The following is a 15,753-nucleotide window of genomic DNA, read 5'->3' on the forward strand; positions in this document are numbered from 1 at the left end:
AAGGCGCCGCTCACGGTATGACCGCGCAGCTGCTCGTAGTCCAGAGCGAAGTCGACGACGGGCGGGATGTCGGCCGAGCAGGGCAGCAGATCTTGCCGTCCAGGCTGCGCAAACGTCCACCGCAGCCGAACAGCTCCTTGCCAGCGGCTGGCCGCACCGTGCCCGCGCGGGTCCCAAGCGACGGCCCGGCAATCGGCGTCGAGCACCGTGCGGCCTGGACCGCGGACGCCGCACCCTGCGCTCTCCCGGTGCAACCGCCGCCCTATCGCTCGGCGGTCTCGACCGCCTCCCAAAGCACCTCCGCGATATGGACCACTGGAAGGCCGTGTTGGGCGAGCTGCAGCAGGCAGCCGGGGTTACCGGACGTGACGCGTGTGGCCCCCGTGGCCGTCACGGCGTCCCGCTTGCGAGCGCCGATCGGCTCGGCGAGGTCGGGGCGAAGCGCGTTGTAGGCACCCCCGGCCCCGCAACATCGTTCCCCATCGGCTGTCCTGCGCAGCTGACCCGGCCCCAGCACGCGGTCGAGCAGGGCGACCGGCGCACTCTCGACGTGCTGGACGTTGCGGAGATGGCAGGCGTGCTGGTAGGCGACCGGTTCGCGGAGGACTCCCGCCGGCAAGGTGTTCGGGTCCACGAGTTCGCTCATGTCCCGGACGCGGTCGGCGAACACTCGCGCTTCCTCCGTGCCGAGCAGCCGTCCGTACTCCTTCATGGCCGCGCCGCAACCGGCGCTGTCAACGACGACCGGTCCTGAGGTGCCCCGGTGCGCGGCGATCACCTCCGCGGCCGAGCGCGCCGCCCGGTCCTCGAACCCCTGGTGCAGGTCGAGCGCCCCGCAGCAAGCGCCACGCCGGGCGGCGTCGACCCGGTAGCCCGAACGCTCCAGCAGCCGCAGCGTGGCCCCGTGCGCGCCCCGGAACCACACGTCCATCACGCAGCCCCGGAACAGCCACGCATCGGCCCGTTGGCGCGCCGGCAGACGCCCAGCGAGCTCACGGAGCCGGACCCTCCTCGCGAGTCGCAACCGACGCGGGAGTAGACGGTCGGCACGCGTCAGCTGGGCGAGCGAGAGCAGGATAGTGCCAAGGCGCAGGAGTACCGGCCTCCGCAGCAACCCGAGGCCCCAGCGCACCAGTGATGATCGCAGGCGCCCACCGCCCCTCGAAGGGGCGTGCGCACGAGCAGCCTCGATATCGGTCCGTGCGGTCTCCATGAGCGCGCCGAACTCCACGAGCGAGGGGCACGCTGGCTCGCATGCCCGGCACTGCACGCAGCCTTCCATGCTGTCGACGTAGTCGGGGTCGAGCGTCGACAGTTCCCCGTCGTGGACGAGACGCATCCCCACGAGCCGACCTCGTGGGTTGTGCTGCTCGAGCCCCGTGACGGCGTAGGTCGGGCACGCCGAGAGGCACATTCCGCAACCGACGCACTGGGCAAGCTTGTCCGCATCGAAGGTCATCGCTGGAATCTCCAGGGCGCGAGCACGCCAACGGGATCGAGCGCCTGTTTCACCGCAGCGTCGAGCGGGCGGGGTCCCTCGAAGGCCGCGAACAGCGGCTCGGCTCCGGCGGCCTCAAGGCACAGGACGCGTCCGGACCGCTCGCGGACAAGGCGGGTGAGGGTGGGGACCTCGGTGGCCGACGCGTCGGCGTGGATGATGCCGAGGCCCTCCTCGACGAGGTAGCGACCCGTGAGCTGCCCCACGACCGCCTCGACCTCCGGGGGCGGCACCGCGATCCGCACGGCTGAAGGCACCTCCGGCGCCGGCGCCTCGAGGAGTCCTCCCCGCTCCGCGTCACGGTCGCAATCGGAGGGATGCCCCTCCAGGCGAACATAGGTGTCGCCGGCATCGCGCAGGACCGAAGCCGCGGTACGTAGCTCACGCCGCGCGGCGGCGTCGAGCCGACCGGCGACGCGGTACCAGCGCGCCGCAGCAGGTCTCGGCCGAACGGTGAGGGTGATCTCGGTGAGGATGCCGAGGGTGCCCCACGACCCGACGAGCAGCCGCGTCACGTCATAGCCGGTGACGTTCTTCACCGTGCCGCCCCCGCTGCGAACGATCTCGCCCTCTGCGGAGACGAATCGGGTGCCGAGCACCCAGTTGCGCAGGTGGCCTGCGCCGAGCCTTCGGAGCCCGGTGAGCCCGCTTGCGACTTGCCCACCGACCGTCGTGGCAGGCCCCTCGATCGGGCACTCCTGCCCCACATCGGCGAGGACCCCATCGAGTTCCCGCCACGGCGTCCCCGGCCGAACCCGGACCACGAGATCGGACGGGCGGTGGTCAACGACACCGGTCAGGTTGCGTGTGGAGACCGCCGGGTCGGATTCGGTCCGCGCACCGACGAGCGTGCCTGCTCCGACGACGTCGCAGGCAGCCCGGGCGGTGAGCTCGCGCACCGCCTCGACGACCTCGTCCTCGCTCGTCGGCAGACGTTCAACGGGTGTCGCCGGGGACTCGGTCATATCCACGCCCCTTCGGGGACGAGGGTGTGCTGCGCCTCGGCGCACGTGGCGGGAGCCGGCAGCACCTTCCCGGGGTTCGCGAGACCGAGATCGTCGAGCGCGTCGCGAAGGCGTGCCTGAAACGCGCGATCCTCGGCCGTCATGATCCCGTCCTCACACAGGAACGCCTGCTTCTCGAGACCGATCCCGTGCTCGCCGGAGACGACTCCACCGTTGGCGATCGCGACCTCCACGATCCGCTCGCCGGCTCGAAGGGTGCGCGCGACCTCCTCCCGGTCGCGCCGGTCGAAGGCGATGATCGGGTGCAGGTTGCCGTCACCGGCGTGGACGGCGTTGACGATCGTCACCTGCTCGTCGGTGGCGATCCGGCCGACCTCCTCGAGGACGTCCGCGAGCCTCGAGCGGGGGACGACGACATCGTGCAGGTAGTAATCCGGTGCGACCCCCGCCACCGCACCCCCGATCGCCTTGCGGCCCTTCCACAGCCTCGCCCGCTCGTCCTCGGTCCTGGCGATCGTGGGGTCGGCGCTGCCGTGCCTGGCGACGGCGGCGAGCGCGATCCCGAGGCCGTGCTCCACCGCACCCTCCGGGCCTTCGAACTCGGCGAGGAGCACCGCACCCGCGTCGAGGGGGTAGCCGGCACGGGCGTACGGCTCGACACAACGAACCGCCTCCTTGTCCATGAGCTCCAGCGCCGCTGGCCCCGCCCCCTCCGCGACGATGTCGGCAACCGATTCGGCCGCAGTGCGCACCGAGGGGAACGCCGCGAGCACGGTCCGGATCGCGTCGGGCGAGGGCTGGAGCCGCAAGCGGGCCGACGTGACGAACCCGATGGTCCCCTCGCTCCCGACGGTCACCCCGCGAAGGTCGTAGCCGTCGTGCTCGTGCGCGGGCCCATCCAGCCGGTGGCGGCGGCCGTGCACGTCGACGAGGTCAAGCTCGAGGACGTGTGCGCTCGTGACCCCGTACGCGAGGCAGTGCGCTCCCCCGGCGTTCGTGGCGACGTTGCCCCCGAGGGTGCACGCGACCTGGCTCGACGGGTCAGGGGCGAACCGCAAGCCGTGAGGAGCGACCATCGCATCCAGATCGGAGTTCACGACCCCCGGTTCGATCAGGGCCGTCCCCGCCTCGACATCGAGCTCGGTCACCCGGTCCATCCGCGCGAGGGAGACCACGAGCGTCCGGTGCAGGGGCACCGTGCCACCCGCCAAGCCCGTGCCCGCCCCCCGAGGAGTCATTGCGACACCTCGGCGCGCGCAAGCGCCCACGACTCGCTCGACCTCTTCCGACTTGCCGGGAAGGCACACCCCGAGCGGCTCGGCATTCAGCGGCCCGGCATCGCTGCGGTACAGCGCACGGTTGAAGGTCCCCACGTGCACGCCGTCGGCGCCGACGATGTCCACGAGTTCCGCGAAGAGGTCGGCTACCCCATTTGGTATGACCATAGACGCCATCCTGCCACATCCTCGACACGAAGCCATGTGGTTATAAGGTCAGGCCACAGGAGAACGGGCCAGGGCGGAAGGGGCCGCCGACCGTAGCAATGGCAGCGGTGGCGCAGCGTCGCGGCCCCCGTCCCGCACGAATGCGGGCCGCGGTGCGGTGCGCTGCTCGAGAGGACGGACCTCAGCGCTTCACGCGTTCGTACGCCTTCCGGATGTGCTCGGTAAGGATCTCGGCACCCCGTTCCCCGTCCCCGTCCCGGATCGCCTCGAACACCTCGCGGTGCTCGGAAGCCAGTGCCGTGCGCAATTCGGGCCATCCCGGGTGCGGCAGCAGGAGCTGGCCGAGCCAGTGTTCGATCAGCTGCCGCAGCGACTGCATCACATACCCCGTGAGGCGATTGCCCGACGCTTGCGCAATCACGACGTGGAACGAGCTGTCGAGCTCGAGAAACTCCTCGGGACCGAGGTCCCCGGACTCCATTCGGTGGACGAGCTTCTCGAGGCTCGCGAGCTGTTCGTCGTCACGCAGCTGTGCCGCTGCTCGGACCGCCTGTCCCTCGAGAGCGACGCGCACGTTGACGACGTCCTCGAGTGAGAAGTGGTCCAGCGCGGCGTGCATGAGAAGCACCCCGCCCATCGTCCCACCCGCCTCACCAACGATGATGCTCCCCGATTCGGGTCCGGTGCCGGTGCGTGCGCGCACGATGTCGAGCGTTTCGAGCACTCGCAGCGCCTCTCGGACAGACGAACGGCTGACGCCGAGCATCTCCGAGAGCTGGCGCTCGCCAGGCAGCCGATCCCCGGACCGCAACCGGCCGGCGAGGATCTCCTGTTGGATCTGCGCCACGACCTCCTGGTAGGCGCGGCGGCGCTCGACCGGTCGTAGGTGTAGCTCCGACGACGGCTCTTGCATGTCATCTCCCTTGCCCGCTCTCACCGAGCCAGGCTGCCACCCTCGGATGGATCGGGCCGGGTTCGGGGTGAGCGCGGTGCTCAACGTCCCCCTGACAGTTCCACAGCGATATCGATGATCATGTCCTCTTGGCCTCCAACGTACCGGCGGCGGCCGACCTCTTGGAGGATTGCATGAGCGGGGACGCCATAGCGCTCCGCGGCACACTCGGCGTGCAGTAGAAAGCTCGAGTACACGCCGGAGTGACCCATGACGATGGCATTTCGATCACAGACCGGTTCCCGGTGCATGATCGGCCGGACCACGTCCTCGGCCACCCCCATCACCGCAGGGAGGTCGACCCCCGTCGATACGTCCCGACGGTCGAGAACCGCGGCAACGACCTCGGTGGGAGCGTTACCGGCACCGGCACCGAGCGACCGACAGGCCCCGTCCACTTGGACCGCGCCGACGTCCACCGCCGCGATCGAGTTCGCGACCCCCATCCCGAGGTTGTTGTGTGCGTGCACACCCACCTCGGCTTCGGTGCCGATTTCCGCTCGGAGCGCGGACACACGATCACGCACGCCCTCCGGCAGCAGCGCGCCCGCCGAGTCGACGACGTAGACGGACTGGCAGCCGCCGTCGACCATGATCCGAGCCTGTTTTGCGAGCTCTTCCGGATCCGTCATGTGGCTGAGCATGAGAAACCCGACGGTCTCCATGCCTAGGTCGCGGGCGAGCTCGAAGTGCTGCAGCGAGATGTCGGCCTCGGTGCAATGCGTCGCGACGCGGGCCACGGACACGCCGAGATCGGCGACCACCCGCAGTTCCCCTGCGGACCCGACCCCGGGTAGGAGCAACGCGGCGATGCGGGCCTGGTCGACGGCTTCGACGGCCGCTTGGACGAGCGCGGCCTCGGGCTCCCGGCTGAACCCATAGTTGAAGGACGAGCCTCCCAGCCCGTCCCCATGGCTGACCTCGATCACCGGGACGCCTGCGTCGTCGAGCCCCCGAGCGACCCGACGTACCTGGTCGGCGGTGAACTGGTGGGACATCGCGTGACTGCCGTCGCGCAGGGTCGAGTCGGTGATGCGCACGTCGCGCACCTGGGGCTGCGTCATGCGGTCACCCCCTGACGGTGTCGTGCGAGGTCCTCGCCCACCCGGACGGCGGCCGCGGTCATGATGTCGAGGTTGCCGGCATACGGCGGGAGATGGTCGCCGTAGCCCTCCACTTCGAGGAAGGCGGCGACACGGGCGAGACCGCCCCATTCCGGACGGGGATCATCGAACTGCGGAGGCGCCACGAGCCGGTACCCGGGCACGTACTCCGCGACGCGCTGGACCATGTCCTCGATCGCGGAAGCCACGGCGTCGCGGTCCGTCCCCTCAGGCAAGGCGCAGAACACGGTGTCCCGCATGATGAGCGGAGGCTCCGCCGGGTTGAGGACGATGATCGCCTTGCCGCGCTCGGCGCCCCCGATCGACTCGAGCCCCTGGCCGGTGGTCGTCGTGAACTCGTCGATATTCGCCCGGGTTCCCGGCCCCGCCGAGCGCGACGCGATCGAGGCGACGATCTCGGTGTAGGGAACGCTGACGACGGAGGCCACGGCCGCGACGATCGGGATCGTGGCCTGTCCACCGCAGGTGATCATGTTGACGTTCGGCGCGGAGGTGTAGGCACCCAGGTTGACGACGGGGACGACCGCGGGCCCGGCCGCCGCCGGGGTGAGGTCGACCGCCGTGATCCCCGCCTCCGCGTATCTCGGCGCGTTCGCGGCATGCGCCGACGCCGAGGTGGCCTCGAAGACGAGATCCGGGGGGTCGGGCCGCGTCAGGAGCCAGTCGACGCCCCCGGCCGAGGCTTCGACGCCTTCCCGTTCGGCGCGAGCCAGCCCCTCCGAGGTCGGATCGATCCCCACCATGTACCGCGGCTCAACCCATGCGCTGCGCAGGAGCTTTACCAGCAGATCGCTGCCAATATTCCCCGTGCCGACGACCGCGGCGGTGAGCCGCCCATCGTGGCCGGTGCCTTCGGTCATGGTCATTGGCGCCCCCATAATGGTCGAGGCGATGCCCGGCTCTTCCCGCGCACGGACGGTGCTCGAGCGGGTCTGCGCTCGATCCACGCTTCTCACGCCATGGTGAGGGGCATCCGATCCTGATACAGGGCTCCTCGCTGCTGGCTTCGAATGGACGTATGGCCTGGCCAACACTCCATGAGGGTAGAGCACCCGCGATGGGGCGACAAGGCACGGCGACGAACCCGCCTCTTGCGGCCGCTGTGCGCCCCGTCGAGACTCCCCGAGCTTATGGTCTGAAGAATGGACCACATGCGGAGAAGGGGTCTCTGGATGCTGCGCAGGAGCGAGTCGCGATCGTTACCGGGGCGGCACGGGCGGGGAGGCGAACAGCGGCTTGCGGATACTGCAGATTGTGACCGATGGGGATCGCCGTGGCGCGCAGCGGGCCGCGATCGACGGCCTTGACCTGCTGTTCGGCTGAGCCTCCCGGCTGCCAGCGTGTGTGGATCCGACGCGCGGGTGACCCCGAGTGGCGGGTCTTCCGCGCGAAGCTCGGCGCGGACCTCCGCGCGAAGTGGAAGGAGTTCCAACCATGGTGATCACGGTCGGCGGCAGGCTACCGGCGACAACTAGCTTGCCCCCGTCGCGATCGGGCAACGTCAGGTGCTGGGATGCGACCCGCCCTGCGTTCCGGAGGCGGCGGCGATAGCGTCGGCTTTCGGGTCGGGACCGCGGTACGTCGTCTCCCAGAACGGGCAGGGAACAGCGTGAGGATCGCACGACTGCACGGCGCCGGTGACGTCCGTCTCGCCGATGGCCCGATGCCGGTGGCAGGGCCGGGCGACGAGCTGGTCCGGGTCGATTCCGTGGGGATCTGCGGGTCCGACCTCCACTGGTTCACCGAAGGTGGCATCGGCGACGCGCGCCTCGATGAACCGTTGGTGATCGGCCACGAGTTGGCCGGCACGCTCGTCGGTGGTGACCGCGACGGCGAGCGGGTGGCGATCGATCCGGCGATCCCTGTCGTGCCTGTGCTTCATGCCGCGAGGGCGACGTCAACCTGTGCCCCACGATCCGGTTCGCCGGGCACGGCGGGACCGACGGAGGGCTACGCGAACTGCTGACCTGGCCCGGGGAGCTGCTGCACCCCCTGCCGGATGCCTTGAGCGTCGACGACGGCGTGATGCTCGAGCCCTTGGGGGTCGCGATCCATGCGCTCGATCTGGGCCACCTGGCGCTCGACGATCGGGTAGTTGTGGTCGGCTGCGGCCCCATCGGGCTGCTGTTGGTGCAGCTCGCCCGCATCGCCGGCGCCGCGTGCGTGCTGGCGATCGAACCGCTCGAGCACCGTCGCGAAGCTGCGCGGCGGCTCGGGGCCGACGACGTGCTGGCCGGCACGGACGGACTCGAGGAGGTGGTGGACACGTGGACCGGTGGCCGCGGGTTCGACGTCGGCTTCGAGGTCACCGACGCCGAGGACGCGGTCGAGTCCACGATACGGGCGGTACGGCCAGGCGCCCGCGTGGTCCTGGTGGGCATCCCCGACGGCGATCGCACCACGTTCCGCGCCTCCTTGGCTCGGCGCAAAGGGCTCACGCTCGTTCTCACGCGCCGCATGCTGGAGCCGTACCCGCGAGCGATCGAGCTGGTCCAACACGGCCACATCGACGTGCGTTCGATCGTCACCCACCGCTTCGGGCTCGACGAGGTGGCCGAAGCACTGGCCATGGCCAGCTCGCGCGACGGGGGCAAGGTCGTGGTGCACCCCACGGCGCCACGCGTCGACAAGGGTTGAGCGCGCACGCGTCCGAATCAGGCGCCGGCACCCAACCGGTGGTAGGCGTGGTTCCAACGCAGCTCCTGCTGCACACCGCGGGCTGTCGACGACGCATCGATGAGCACCAGCTCGGTCTCGAGCATCTCCGCGAGGTCGCACAGCGCCTCGGTGCCCACCGCAGAGCTGAGCACCGTGTGGTGGGGCGCTCCGGCGCGCAGCCACGACTCCGCCGAGGTGGCTAGGTCGGGCTGCGGTCGCCACACGGCGCGAGCGACGGGCAGCTTCGGCAGCGGCTCGGCCGGGGGCACGACCTCGATCTCGTTCGCGGTGAGCCGGAATCGGTCGCCGAGGTCCGCCAGGCCCACCACGAACGCCTCGGCGGGGTCGGCATCGAACACCAGACGCACTGGGTCCTCGCGGTCACCGATGCTCAGCGGGTGGATCTCCAGGTGCGGGGTGGTGTTGGTCAGGCTCGGACACACCTCGAGCATGTGCGCACCGAGGATGACCTGCTCACCGGGGACGAGGTGGTAGGTGTAGTCCTCCATGAACGACGTGCCGCCGAAGCGACCGACCGACATCGCCTTCATGATCCGCAGCAGTACCGAGGTCTTCCAGTCACCCTCGCCGCCGAAGCCGTAGCCGTCGGCCATCAGCCGCTGCACCGCGAGCCCGGGCAGCTGCCGTAGCCCACCTAGGTCCTCGAAGTTCGTCGTGAACGCGCTGAAGCTGCCGGTGTCGAGGAAGAAGCGCAGGGCGAGCTCCTGGCGCGCTCCGTAGCGCAACGACGCGTGGCGCGACCCACCGGCGCGAAGCTCGTCGGCGACCCGGTAGGTGTCCTCGTACTTGGCGACGAGCGCGTCCACATCGGTGTCGCTCACCTCTCCGACCGCTTCGACGAGGGCGTTCACGCCATAGGCCTCCACCGACGCGCCGAGCTGGATCTGCGCGCTGACCTTATCGCCCTCGGTGACGGCGACGCCACGCATGTTGTCACCGAACCGGGCGACCTTGAGGGTCCGCGCCGTGTGATGGCCGATGGCGGCCCGTCCCCACGCCTCGATCCGCGCTGCGGTCGTTGGTTCGGCGACGTGACCGGCGACGATCTTGCGGGCCAGCCCCAGCCGCGACTCGACATGGGCGAACTCGCGGTCGCCGTGCGCAGCCTGGTTGAGGTTCATGAAGTCCATGTCGATCGTGGACCAGGGCAGCGCCTCGTTCGCCTGCGTGTGCAGGTGCAGCAGTGGCTTGCGCAGCTGGTCGAGTCCGGCGATCCACATCCGCGCGGGTGAGAAGGTGTGCATCCAGGCGATGACCCCGATGCAGGCGTCCTCCGCGTTGGCGTCCAAGAGTTGGCGGCGGATCCCATCGCTGGTCGTCAGCACCGGCTTCCACACCACCCGGATCGAGGCCGCCATCACCTCGTCGACCATCTCGCAGATGCGACGGGACTGCTCGGCGACCTGGTCGAGCATCTCAGGGCCGTACAGCGACTGGCTCCCGGTCAGGAACCAAACCTCGTGCTCGTGCTGGCTCAGTGGCTGCATCTGTTCACGCCTCTCACATGTCATCGCGGATCGGTTGAGCGCGGGACGTGGGGCCGGCGGGACCCGCCCCGCCCGCTCGGTGAGCTCTCCCGGTTTCACGGCGGTGCCGTGCTGTCGCGCAGGATTAGGTCCGGTTCGATGACCACGTGATCGACCGGACGGTCCCGTGCTTCGAGTTGGCGCAGCAGCAGTCGCAGGCTGTGCCGCCCCACCTCCGCGAAATCCTGCCGTACGGTCGTCAGCGGCGGGGAGAAGTATGCCGCTTCGGGTACGTCATCGAACCCGGCGACGCTTATGTCACCGGGCACGTGGACCCCCGCCTCGCTCATCGCGCGCAGCACACCCAACGCCATCTGGTCGTTGCCGACGAACACCGCGGTGACGTCCTTGCGTTGCGCGAGCGCGCGCCCGTGCTCGTAGCCCGACCGCGGGCTCCAGTCACCGACCAGTTGCTCGGGGACGTCACGGTCGGCGTCGAGCAAGGTCTCCTGCCACGCATGGAGCCGGCTGCGTGCCTCGAGCCAATCCTGCGGGCCGGCCACGTGCCACACCGTCTCGTGGCCCAGTGAGAGCAGGTGCTGGGTCACACGCGCAGCGCCGACGTACTGGTCGACGGCGACCACGGGCGCGCCGGCGCCCGTGCCGCCTTCCACGGCCACTATGGGCAGGTCGACCGCCAAGGTCTTCAGCGCGTCCACCGTCCATGTCTGGGGCGCGATAAGCACGATCCCGTCGACGCCCTGCTCGCGCAGGCGCTCGACGGATTCACGCATCGCGTCAGCGTCCAGGCTGCGCATCGATGCGACGTTCACGAAGTACCCGGCGCCACGTGCGGCAAGGTCGATGCCGTCCAACGTCGACGCAGGGCCGTAGAGGGTCGTGTCGAAGCTGACCACGCCCAAAGTCCGGGCGCGTCCGGTGACCAGTGCGCGCGCCGCGATGTTCGGCCGGTAGTCGAGCTCACGCATCGCGGCCAGCACCCGGCCCCTGGTCTCCGCGCGGACGCCGCCACGATCGTTGATGACCCGGGAGACGGTCATCGGCGAGACACCGGCGAGGCTGGCGACGTCCTCCATCACCGCGGTGCGGCGACCCCGCGACTTCGGGCGGGACGACGGGGCGACATCGGTCTCGTTGGCCGCCGGTTCGTCGAGCATCTTGTTCGCTCCTGTCCCCGACTCCGGTCGCCCCGACTCGTTCGGGCTCACGGGTGCCACATGATCGTGTTCATGATGTCCGCCGATGCTCGTCGCCCAGTTGATCCGTTTCCGGCGTCCGCCCAGCCCCTCACCCCTTCGCCGTCGCACGCCGCTTGTTGTAGACGTCGAAGGCGACGGCCAGCAACAGCACGAGACCTCGGACCACCGACTGGAGGGCCTGGTCGATGCCCATCAGCTGCATGCCGTTGGCCATGACACCCATTATCAGCCCCCCGACGACGGCACCGATGACGGTACCGACGCCGCCCTTGACCGACGCACCACCGATGAAGGCCGCCGCGATCGCATCCAGCTCGAACATCTCCCCGGCACCCGGTTGTGCACCGTTGGAGCGTGACGAGAACACGATGCCCGCGATGGAGGCGAGGAATCCCATGTTCACGAAGATCCAGAAGTTGATCTTGCGCACCTTGACGCCGGAGAGTTCGGCTGCGTGTTGGTTGCCGCCGATCGCGTAGACGTGACGTCCGAAGATGGTCTTCTTGGTCACCAGGGTGTAGCCGAGGATGAGCACGGCCAGGATGATGAGCACGACCGGCAACCCCCGGCTTTCCGCCAGACGCCAGGCGAACGCGATCACGACGAGGCTCACCAGGCCGATACGCAGGAGGAACAGCGAGGTCGCTTCCACCGTCTGGTCGTAGCGGATCATGCCTCTGCGCTTGCGAAACGCGCTGATCGCGTAGCCCACGGCGACGAGCACTCCGATCAGCACCGTGAACACATCCACCTCGGTGCCGCCGAGGAAGCCGTCGAGGAAGCCGCTGGCTATCACCGTGTACTCGGCGGGGAACGGCGAAAGCGAGATGTTGCCGAGCACCAGCAGGGTCATGCCGCGGAAGAGCAGCATGCCCGCAAGCGTGACGATGAACGCGGGGACGCCCACGACCGCGACCCAGAAGCCCTGCCAGGCCCCGACCAGCAGCCCCGTCGCGATGGCTGCCAGCACACCGGCCCAGAACGGCATGCCTTGTTGGATGACCACGACGGCCGACACCGCACCGGTCAGGGCCACCACCGATCCCACCGACAGGTCGATGTGTCCACCGATGATCACGATAACCATGCCGATGGCTAGGATCAGGATGTAGGAGAACTGCAGGACGACATTGGAGAGGTTCCCAGAGCTCAGGAGCACGCCGTCGGTCAGGATCGTGAACAGGAGCACGATCGCGACGAAGGCGACGAAGATCCCGCTCTGACGCAGGTTGCGCGTCAGGAGCTCCTTGAGGTTCGCGGTTTCGGTCATGAAGTCTCGTCCTTCTCCTGGGTCATGAGCTCCATCAGCCGCTCCTGGCTCGCCTCGTCGCGCGGCACCTCACCCGTGACGCGACCGGCGGAGAGCGTGTAGATGCGATCACACATCCCCAGCAGCTCCGGGAGCTCCGAGGAGATGAACAGCACGGACTTCCCGGAGCGTGCGAGACCGTTGATGATGCTGTAGATCTCCTGCTTGGCACCGACATCGATGCCGCGGGTGGGCTCGTCGAGGATGAGCATGTCCGGTCCGGTGTAGAGCCACTTGCTGAGCACGACCTTCTGCTGGTTGCCGCCTGAGAGCTGCTGGGTGGGTGTGAGTACCGTCGGCGTCTTGATCGCGAGCTCACGCCGGTAGCGCTCGGCGACCACGATCTCCTCGTTCGCGTTGACCCAGCCTCGTGTCGCGACCTGTCGAATCCCGGCGGCCGAGATGTTGCCGCGGATGTCGTCGATGAGGTTCAGCCCGTAGCGCTTGCGGTCCTCGGTGACGTAGGCGATGCCGTTCTCGATCGCCTCGCTAACGGTCGTCGTCGGCACCTCGCGTCCGTGCATGGACACGGTGCCGGAGACCGTGCGCCCGTAGCTGCGACCGAACACGCTCATCGCCAGTTCGGTACGGCCCGCACCCATCAGCCCGGCGAGGCCCACGACCTCGCCGGCACGGACGTAGAGCTCGGCACCGTCGACGACCTTGCGCTCCGCCTGGGTGGGGTGCATGACGGTCCAGTCCCGGATGCGGAACACCTCGTCAACCGGCTCGACGTCGCGCTTGGGGAATCGGTCGCCCAGGTCCCGGCCGACCATGCCACGGATGATGCGATCCTGGGTGGCGTCCGGGGTGGACATGTCCAACGTCTCCACGGTGCGTCCGTCCCGGATGACCGTGGTGGACTCGGCGATCTCGGCGATCTCGTTGAGCTTGTGCGAGATCATGATGCACGTTATGCCCCGTGCCTGGAGCCCGCGGAGCAGGTCCAGCAGGTGTTCGGAGTCCTGCTCGTTGAGCGCCGCCGTCGGCTCGTCGAGGATGAGGAGGCGCACGTCCTTGGACAGTGCCTTGGCGATCTCGAGCAGTTGCTGCTGACCCACACCGAGGTGGGAGACCAAGGTGGTGGGTTCCTCGCGTAGCCCGACGCGCGCCATCAGCTCAGCGGCCCCAGCGTTGGTCTTGTGCCAGTCGATGAACGAGCCACGGGAGCGCTCGTTGCCCAGGAAGATGTTCTCCGCGACCGACAGCTCCGGGACCAGCGCCAGTTCCTGGTGGATGATCACGATCCCGCTGGCTTCGCTCTCGTTGATCGAGTGGAAGCTCACGGGATGGCCGTCGAAGTGGATCTCCCCCTCGTAAGTGCCGGCCGGATGCACACCAGAGAGCACCTTCATCAGGGTGGACTTGCCGGCCCCGTTCTCTCCGCAGATCGCGTGGATCTCCTCGCTACGGACGTTCAGCGACACACCGTCGAGTGCCTTGACGCCCGGGAAGCGCTTGCTGATGGAGCGCATCTGAAGGATGTCACCGCTCACTGGTGCATCCCGATATCAGTGGTCACGGGACTGCTGATGCACCCCTGGTGCCTGTCGGACCACCGCCTTGGGTGCTTGACAGCCGCAGAGCCAGCCCCTGGGCCGCAACCATCTACGACCGCCACCGCGCCGCCGGTAAAACCCACCAACACGCCACCCGCATCCTCGCCCGCGCCTGGCTGCGTGTCCTCCGACGCTGCTGGCAAGACGGCACCTCCTACGAGCCCGCCCAGCACCGAGGCGCCCTCAAGTTGCTGGCCCCAGCCGAACAATCTCGACCAGCGGCTTGACACAGGGCATGTCATGGGTGCTGCTCCTCTGCCGGTGACGTCCGGAGGTCGTTCGGGCCGTGCGGCCCGGCGAGCGAGCTTGCCCACCGAGCCGCACGGCACGTACCCGCGCGGTCGGGCTACTGGCCGGCTTCGACCTCGTCCGCGGTGTAGTACCCCGTCTCGACGAGCTCCTGCTCGATGTTGTGGTCGTAGATGATCGTCGAGTCGAGCAGGTAGGACGGGACCACCTTTACACCGTTGTCGTAGGTCTCGGTGTCGTTCGGCTCCGGCTCGTCACCCTCGAGGAAGGCCTGTACGGCGGTCACACCCTGCTCAGCCAACAGACGGGTGTCCTTGAAGATGGTTGAGTCCTGCACGCCTTGGTCGATCAACGTGACCGAGGCGATCTCGGCGTCCTGACCGGTGATGATGGGCATGCCCTCCTCGATCGTGTCGGGGAAGCCAGCGTTCTCCAGCGCGGTGATGATCCCGCGTGAGAGCCCGTCGAACGCGGAGAGCACGCCGTCCAACTCGGTATCGTCGCTGTAGTGGGCGGTCAACAGGTCGTCCATGCGGCTCTGGGCTTCTTCCTGGCTCCAGCGCAGCGTGGCGGCCTGTTCGATGTCCATCTGGCCTGACGGCACCTCGAGGGTGCCGTCGTCGAAGTAGGGCTCGAGCGTGTCCATCGCTCCGTCCCAGAAGAAGTGAGCGTTGTTGTCGTCCAGCGAGCCAGCGAACAGCTCGACGTTTATCGGGCCCTCGGCGTCGCCTTCGTTCCCGTCCTCGTCGAGCAGGCCCAAACCGACCAGCAGCGCGGTCGCCTGCTGCACCCCGACGTTGTAGTTGTCGAAGGTGACATAGAAGTCGACGTTCTCGTTGTCACGGATCAGCCGGTCGTAGGAGACCACAGGGATGCCCTCCGCCGCGGCAGCGTCGAGCTGCCCGGACAGCGCCGTCCCGTCGATCGCCGCGATGATCAGCGCCTCCACGCCCTGCGTGATCATCTGGTCGATCTGGTCCTGCTGGGTCGGGATGTCGTCGCCGGCAAACTGCAGCTCGACCTCGTAGCCCGCCTCCTCGAGCCCTGCCTCCGTCGCAGCGCCATCGGCGATCCAGCGCTCGGAGGTCTCGGTCGGCATGGCGACACCGACCAGACCACCCTCCCCGTCGGCTCCCTCGTCGCCGTTGGCGACCTCCTCGGTTCCGCATGCCGCCAGGGCCAACGCGAGCGTCAGCGCTCCGACGAGCGTCCTGATCGTGGTGCTCATCCTCATCCTCATCTCTAGCTCCTTGGATCTCCCCTGCGCATAGATCGAGCCCGGCGGGC

13 protein-coding genes are annotated in these 15,753 nt (G+C 68.7%); 2 read left to right on the forward strand and 11 right to left on the reverse strand.

The features are described 5' to 3' along the window. Positions 1-262 precede the first annotated feature (262 nt). The 6 genes from ER308_RS02405 to ER308_RS02430 all read right to left on the reverse strand — a co-directional run bounded on the left by ER308_RS02405 (position 263) and on the right by ER308_RS02430 (position 6,844). The gene (locus tag ER308_RS02405) at positions 263-1,459 is read right to left on the reverse strand and encodes a (Fe-S)-binding protein (protein WP_131153528.1); all 1,197 of its coding nucleotides are present in this window, start codon (positions 1,457-1,459) and stop codon (positions 263-265) included. Beyond that, the gene (locus ER308_RS02410; protein WP_131153529.1) at positions 1,456-2,463 is read right to left on the reverse strand and encodes an FAD-binding protein; all 1,008 of its coding nucleotides are present in this window, start codon (positions 2,461-2,463) and stop codon (positions 1,456-1,458) included. The genes ER308_RS02405 and ER308_RS02410 overlap by 4 nt, the downstream gene beginning before the upstream one ends. After that, positions 2,460-3,908, reverse strand: coding sequence for an FAD-binding oxidoreductase (locus ER308_RS02415; RefSeq protein ID WP_165491758.1), 1,449 nt, complete (start codon positions 3,906-3,908; stop codon positions 2,460-2,462). Before ER308_RS02415 ends, ER308_RS02410 begins: the two co-directional genes overlap by 4 nt. Positions 3,909-4,089: 181 nt before the next feature. After that, positions 4,090-4,821: a FadR/GntR family transcriptional regulator gene (locus tag ER308_RS02420; RefSeq protein WP_131153531.1), complete on the reverse strand. Its 732-nt coding sequence runs from the start codon at positions 4,819-4,821 to the stop codon at positions 4,090-4,092. A gap of 80 nt (positions 4,822-4,901) precedes the next feature. Next, positions 4,902-5,924: a 4-hydroxy-2-oxovalerate aldolase gene (gene dmpG, locus ER308_RS02425; protein WP_131153532.1), complete on the reverse strand. Its 1,023-nt coding sequence runs from the start codon at positions 5,922-5,924 to the stop codon at positions 4,902-4,904. Next, positions 5,921-6,844, reverse strand: coding sequence for an acetaldehyde dehydrogenase (acetylating) (locus ER308_RS02430; protein WP_131156860.1), 924 nt, complete (start codon positions 6,842-6,844; stop codon positions 5,921-5,923). The genes dmpG and ER308_RS02430 overlap by 4 nt, the downstream gene beginning before the upstream one ends. Positions 6,845-7,647: 803 nt before the next feature. On the opposite strand from ER308_RS02430, the gene ER308_RS23030 reads away from it, so the two are divergent. Both ER308_RS23030 and ER308_RS21935 read left to right on the forward strand, forming a co-directional pair. Beyond that, positions 7,648-7,950, forward strand: coding sequence for an alcohol dehydrogenase catalytic domain-containing protein (locus ER308_RS23030; protein WP_420826236.1), 303 nt, complete (start codon positions 7,648-7,650; stop codon positions 7,948-7,950). Positions 7,951-7,988: 38 nt separating this feature from the next. Continuing rightward, positions 7,989-8,621 (forward strand): zinc-dependent alcohol dehydrogenase, encoded by a 633-nt coding sequence (locus ER308_RS21935; protein ID WP_205745855.1) that lies wholly within the window; start codon positions 7,989-7,991, stop codon positions 8,619-8,621. A gap of 17 nt (positions 8,622-8,638) precedes the next feature. On the opposite strand, the gene araA is transcribed toward ER308_RS21935, so the two are convergent. From araA to chvE, 5 genes are all read right to left on the reverse strand, one after another. After that, positions 8,639-10,150, reverse strand: a complete 1,512-nt coding sequence (gene araA / locus ER308_RS02440) for an L-arabinose isomerase (RefSeq protein WP_131153533.1) — start codon at positions 10,148-10,150, stop codon at positions 8,639-8,641. A gap of 95 nt (positions 10,151-10,245) precedes the next feature. Continuing rightward, positions 10,246-11,226 carry a LacI family DNA-binding transcriptional regulator gene (locus ER308_RS02445; RefSeq protein ID WP_131156861.1) on the reverse strand — a complete coding sequence of 327 codons (981 nt, stop codon included), beginning with the start codon at positions 11,224-11,226 and terminating at the stop codon, positions 10,246-10,248. 211 nt (positions 11,227-11,437) lie between these two features. Then, the gene (mmsB, locus tag ER308_RS02450) at positions 11,438-12,619 is read right to left on the reverse strand and encodes a multiple monosaccharide ABC transporter permease (protein WP_131153534.1); all 1,182 of its coding nucleotides are present in this window, start codon (positions 12,617-12,619) and stop codon (positions 11,438-11,440) included. Continuing rightward, positions 12,616-14,154: a multiple monosaccharide ABC transporter ATP-binding protein gene (gene mmsA / locus ER308_RS02455; RefSeq protein ID WP_131153535.1), complete on the reverse strand. Its 1,539-nt coding sequence runs from the start codon at positions 14,152-14,154 to the stop codon at positions 12,616-12,618. The genes mmsB and mmsA overlap by 4 nt, the downstream gene beginning before the upstream one ends. A gap of 409 nt (positions 14,155-14,563) precedes the next feature. Next, positions 14,564-15,700, reverse strand: a complete 1,137-nt coding sequence (gene chvE / locus ER308_RS02460; protein ID WP_131156862.1) for a multiple monosaccharide ABC transporter substrate-binding protein — start codon at positions 15,698-15,700, stop codon at positions 14,564-14,566. Positions 15,701-15,753 lie beyond the last annotated feature (53 nt).

The sequence above is a fragment of the Egibacter rhizosphaerae genome (genome assembly GCF_004322855.1).
Classification (GTDB): Bacteria; Actinomycetota; Nitriliruptoria; order Euzebyales; family Egibacteraceae; genus Egibacter; species Egibacter rhizosphaerae.